Source organism: Intrasporangium sp. (assembly GCF_039812505.1).
Lineage (GTDB): Bacteria > Actinomycetota > Actinomycetes > Actinomycetales > Dermatophilaceae > Intrasporangium_A.
On the sequence record NZ_JBDIAQ010000201.1, the window covers coordinates 1 to 5,090 of the forward strand.

Annotated in this window: 3 protein-coding genes; 2 read left to right on the plus strand and 1 reads right to left on the minus strand. The window is 72.7% G+C overall.

The genetic code is table 11. The features are described 5' to 3' along the window. Positions 1 to 149: 149 nt before the first annotated feature. Positions 150 to 2,930, plus strand: coding sequence for a cyanophycin synthetase (gene cphA, locus WMI84_RS16805; protein WP_347354925.1), 2,781 nt, complete (start codon positions 150 to 152; stop codon positions 2,928 to 2,930). Further along, complete coding sequence (locus WMI84_RS16810; RefSeq protein ID WP_347354926.1) at positions 2,927 to 4,720, plus strand: Mur ligase family protein; 1,794 nt, start codon at positions 2,927 to 2,929, stop codon at positions 4,718 to 4,720. The genes cphA and WMI84_RS16810 overlap by 4 nt, the downstream gene beginning before the upstream one ends. Positions 4,721 to 4,796: 76 nt before the next feature. On the opposite strand, the gene WMI84_RS16815 is transcribed toward WMI84_RS16810, so the two are convergent. After that, a partial coding sequence (locus WMI84_RS16815) for an aldolase/citrate lyase family protein (RefSeq protein WP_347354927.1) occupies positions 4,797 to 5,090 on the minus strand: 294 nt, incomplete at its 5' end.

Sequence of the window (5,090 nt, forward strand, 5' to 3'; positions counted from 1 at the left end):
GGTCGGGACGGCGTCCGGTCGGGACGGGAGCGTGGCGGACCGCTGCGGGTCCGGGGTTTCGGACGGCGGCTCGGGGGTGGCACGATACGACAGCAAACGGCTACGTGAACCCGGCCCAGAGCAGCGCCGATCGAGAGTTGGAGAGCCCAGTGCGGATCCTGAACCGAAACGTCTATGTCGGGCCGTCGCAGTACGCGCGGTTCCCGGTCATCCGCCTCGAGCTCGACCTCGGCGAGCTGGAGAACTGGCCGACCACGAGACTCGGCCCCGACTTCGTGGACGCCCTGCTGGCCGCCCTGCCCGATCTGCACGAGCACGGCTGCTCGTACCGCGAGCCGGGCGGCTTCGTCCGGCGGATGCGCGAGGGCGAGGGCACCTGGCTCGGCCACGTGCTCGAGCACGTGGCGATCGAGCTGCAGAACATCGCCGGCGAGGCGGTCACCTTCGGCAAGACCCGCAGCATCTCCGACGACCTGCCCGGCGTGTACTCGGTGGTGTACGAGTACGAGCAGCGTGAGGAGGGCATCGCCGCGGGCGAGCTGGCCCTGCGCCTGCTGGACTCGCTGCTGCCCGAGCAGCTGCGCACGGCCACGGACGAGAGCTGGAACTGGGACGAGGAGCGCGACGACTTCATCCACTACGCCCAGCGGCGGGCCCTGGGCCCGTCCACCGCGTCGTTGGTGAAGGCGGCCGTGGAGCGCGACATCCCGTGGATCCGCCTGAACGACCAGTCGCTGGTACAGCTCGGGCACGGCAAGTACCAGCAGCGCATCCAGGCCACCATCACCGGACGCACCCCGCACATCGCGGTGGAGCTGGCCTCCGACAAGGAGGAGACCAACAAGATCCTGGGCGAGCAGGGACTGCCGGTGCCCCAGCAGCGACTGGTCCGCAGCGCCGATGCCGCCTGGCGGGCCGCCCAGCGGCTGGACGGGCCGGTCGTGGTCAAGCCGTACAACGGCAACCACGGCCGCGGCATCACGATCAACATCACCAGCGAGGACGAGGTGCGCGCGGCGTTCCACGCGGCGCAGGAGCACTCGCGCTCGGTGATCGTGGAGACCTACCTGTCCGGGGCGGACCACCGGCTGCTGGTGATCAACGGCGAGCTCGTCGCGGCGACCCGGCGCACGCCCGGGCACGTGGTCGGCGACGGCAGCTCGACCATCGCGGCGCTCGTCGAGCAGGTCAACAGCGACCCCCGCCGGGGCGTCGGCCACGAGAAGGTGCTGACGCGGCTCAAGCTGGACCGCGAGGCCGAGCTGATGATGGAGCACAAGGGCTACACCGCCGACAGCGTGCCGGCCGACGAGGAGGTCGTGTACCTGCGCTCCACCGCGAACCTGTCCACCGGCGGCACGGCCACCGACGTCACCGACGTCATCCACCCCGACAACCGCGCGATGGCCGAGCGGGCGGTGCGCGCCATCGGGCTCGACGTCGGCGGGGTCGACTTCCTGTCCACCAACATCGCGGAGAGCTTCCGCACGATCGGCGGCGGGATCTGCGAGGTCAACGCGGCCCCCGGCTTCCGGATGCACATCGCGCCGAGCGAGGGCACCCCGCGCGACGCCGCCGGCCCGGTGATCGACATGCTGTTCCCGCCGGGCACCCCCGCGCGCGTGCCGATCGCCGCCGTCACCGGCACCAACGGCAAGACCACGACCGCACGGATGCTGGCCCATGTCGCCAAGATGGCCGGTTACACCCCGGGCCTGACCACCACCGACGGTGTCTACGTCGACGGCCAGCGCACGGTGGAGGGCGACATGACCGGGCCGGTCTCGGCGCGCATGGTGCTGGCCGACCCGACGATCGACCTGGCCGTGCTCGAGACCGCCCGCGGCGGCCTGCTCCGGGCCGGCATGGGGGTCACCCAGGTCAACGTCGGCGCGGTCCTCAACGTCGCCTCCGACCACCTCGGGCTGAAGCGGATCGACACCCTCGAGCAGCTCGCCGAGATCAAGCGCATCGTGGTGGAGGTGGCCACCGACTGCGCTGTGCTCAACGCGGACGACCCGAACGTGCTGAAGATGTCGGCGTACACCGACGCCGAGGTGATCTGCTACGTCACCATGAACCCGTCCCACCCGCTCGTGCGCGAGCACATCCGCGCCGGCGGGCGGGCCTGCGCGCTGGAGCAGGGCGTCAACGGCCACATGATCACCCTGTACGACAAGGGCAGCCACATCCCGCTGATGTGGACCCACCTGATCCCGGCCACGCTGGAGGGCCGGGCCCTGCACAACGTGCAGAACGCGATGGTCACCGCCGCGATGGCCTACTCGCTCGGCATCAAGCTGGACGCGATCCGGCAGGGCCTGCGCACCTTCGACACGACCTTCTTCCAGGCACCCGGGCGGATGAACGTCTTCGACGAGCACCCGTTCAAGGTGATCATGGACTACGCGCACAACGCCCAGGCCGTCGGGGTGATGGCCGACCTGGCGCAGCGCCTCGACGCCGAGCGCCGGATCGTCGTGGTCGCCGGTCCGGGCGATCGCCGCGACGAGGACCTGCGCGACATCGCCCAGGCCGTCGCCGGCAAGTTCGACCACTACATCTGCCGGCGCGACGACGCGCGGCGCGGTCGCGAGGACGACGAGGTGCCGCGCCTCATCGCCGACACCCTGGTCTCGGCCGGGGTCCCGAAGGATGCCATCGACATCATTCCCGACGAGCAGCAGGCGATCGACGCCGCCCTGCTGATGGGCAAGCCCGGCGACCTGGTCCTCGTCTTCGCCGACGCGCTGACCCGGTCGTGGAAGCAGATCATCCGCTTCCAGCCGGACGGCGACGCCCCGAAGGCGGCGCCGCGCGCGGAGACGCCCGCGCTGCAGACCACGCTCGACGAGCGGATCGTGGCCGCGATGGAAGGCGTGGTCCGCGACGAGCGCGGCCTGCGCTTCGAACGCGAGGAGAGCGATTGAGCGAGCACACCGAGCCGGTCGTCCCCTTCGAGAGCTCCCGGCGGCTGCTCGGCGCGAACCGCTTCTTCGACGGCGTGGGCGTGGTCCTGCAGGCCGGGCCCGAGGCCGTGCCGGACGACGCCGCCCTGGCCAGGTGGCGGGCCGGCGTCGAGCACGCCCGCGAGGCGCTGGGGTGGCCGCCCGGAGCCGTCGTGGCACGGCGGCATACCGGCGGCGTGGTGCTCGCCTTTGAGGCACCCCTCGACCAGCTCTTCACGGCCACGGAGGTCAACGAGTGGTCGCTCTACACCGCCCTCGGCATCCGGGCGGGTGCCGGGCCGGCCGACCCGGACAGCGACGACCCCCGGCCGCACGTCGCCCACTTCGAAGAGGCCGAGGCCATGGCCCGGCTGCTCGAGATGGCGCGTGCGGAAGCGGACCCGGCCCTGATGGACCTGCTCGACGCTGCGGCCCGTCGCGGCATCCCCACCCATTTCGACGACGAACAGGTGTCGATCGGCGAGGGCGCGCACGCCAGGCTGTGGGCGCTCGGCGACCTGCCCGCCGCAGCGAACGTGGACTGGGCCGGGCTGGCCGGCGTACCCAAGGCCCTGGTCACCGGCTCCAACGGCAAGACCACCACGGTGCGCCTGATCACGGCGATGCTCGAGACGAGCGGCACGGTCGTCGGCCACAGCTGCACGGACGGTCTGGTGGTGGGTGGAGCGAAGGTCGCCAGCGGTGACTACTCCGGCCCGGTCGGCGCCCGCACCGTGCTGCGCGACCCGCGGGTCCAGGCCGCCGTTCTCGAGGTCGCGCGCGGCGGGATGCTGCGGCGAGGGCTCGCGGTCACCGGCGCCCGCGCCTCCGTCGTGACCAACATCAGCTCCGACCACCTCGGCGACTACGGCATCGACACCCTCGACGACATCGCCGGCGTCAAGATCGTGGTGGCCAAGGCGCTGGCCCCGGACGGCGTGCTGGTCGCCAACGCGGACGACCCGGTGGTCACCCGTCATGCCCTGGCCACGGGCCGAACGGCGATCGCGTGGTTCGCGCTCGAGCTCGGCACCGCCCTGGGGCGCGGCAGTCGGGCCTGCGGCGCGGCGGACGGCCACCTGGTGCTGGCCGACGGGGACCGCCGGCACGACCTCGGCGAGATCACGGCGATGCCGTTGACCATGGGCGGCACCGCCGGGTACAACATCGCCAACGCGGCCGCTGCCGCGCTCGCGGCCTGCGCCATGGGTGTCCCACCGGCGCTGGTGGCCGCCGTGCTGGGCCGGTTCGGCTCCTCGCACGCCGACAACCCGGGGCGTCTGCAGCACTGGCGGCTGGGGGACGTCGAGGTGCTGATGGACTACGCCCACAACCCCGACGGGCTGGGCAAGCTGTTGCACGTCGCGGCGAGCCTGCGCGGCAGCGGACGGTTCGCGCTGCTGCTCGGGCACGCCGGCGATCGTCGCGACGACGACTACCGGGCCCTGGCTGCGGTCGCCGCCTCGGCCGGACCGGACCGCATCTGGCTGAAGGACCTGGGCCCGGAGTACCTGCGCGGCCGGGCCCTGGGTGAGATCCCCGCCATCCTCGGCCGGGCGCTGCTCGAGCAGGGGGTCGCGCCGGACGCGTTGCCGGTCTGCCCGGACGAGACGACCGCCGTGCGCCAGATGCTGGCGTGGGCCGCTCCCGGCGACCTGCTGCTGCTGCCGGTGCACACCCGGGTGCACCGCACCGCCGTGGCCGCCCTGCTGGACCAGCTGCAGCACGAGGGCTGGTCCCCCGGCCGGGCGCTGCCGACGCCGACGGGCTAGGACGGGCCTCGCCCTCGGGGGTGTGCGCGGTTCGGGTCGCCATCACGACCACAACCACGCACACCGGCAGTCCCGGTCAGTACGACGCCCGGGCCGGGGCGTCGGCCTCCGGGATGAAGCTCGCGGCCAGCGCCTCGGAGCCGCGGGCAAGCAGCGCCACGTCGGCGCCGACGAGCACGAACGCGGCACCCGCATCGAGGTAGGAGCGCGCCACGACGGGGTCGAACGCGTTGACCCCGACCGGCTTGCCCGCACCGCGGACCGCCTCGAAGGTGCGCAGCACGGCGGCCACGACGTCGGGATGGGACTGCTGCCCGAGCAGGCCCATCGAGGCGGCCAGGTCCGACGGGCCGACGAAGACGCCGTCGAC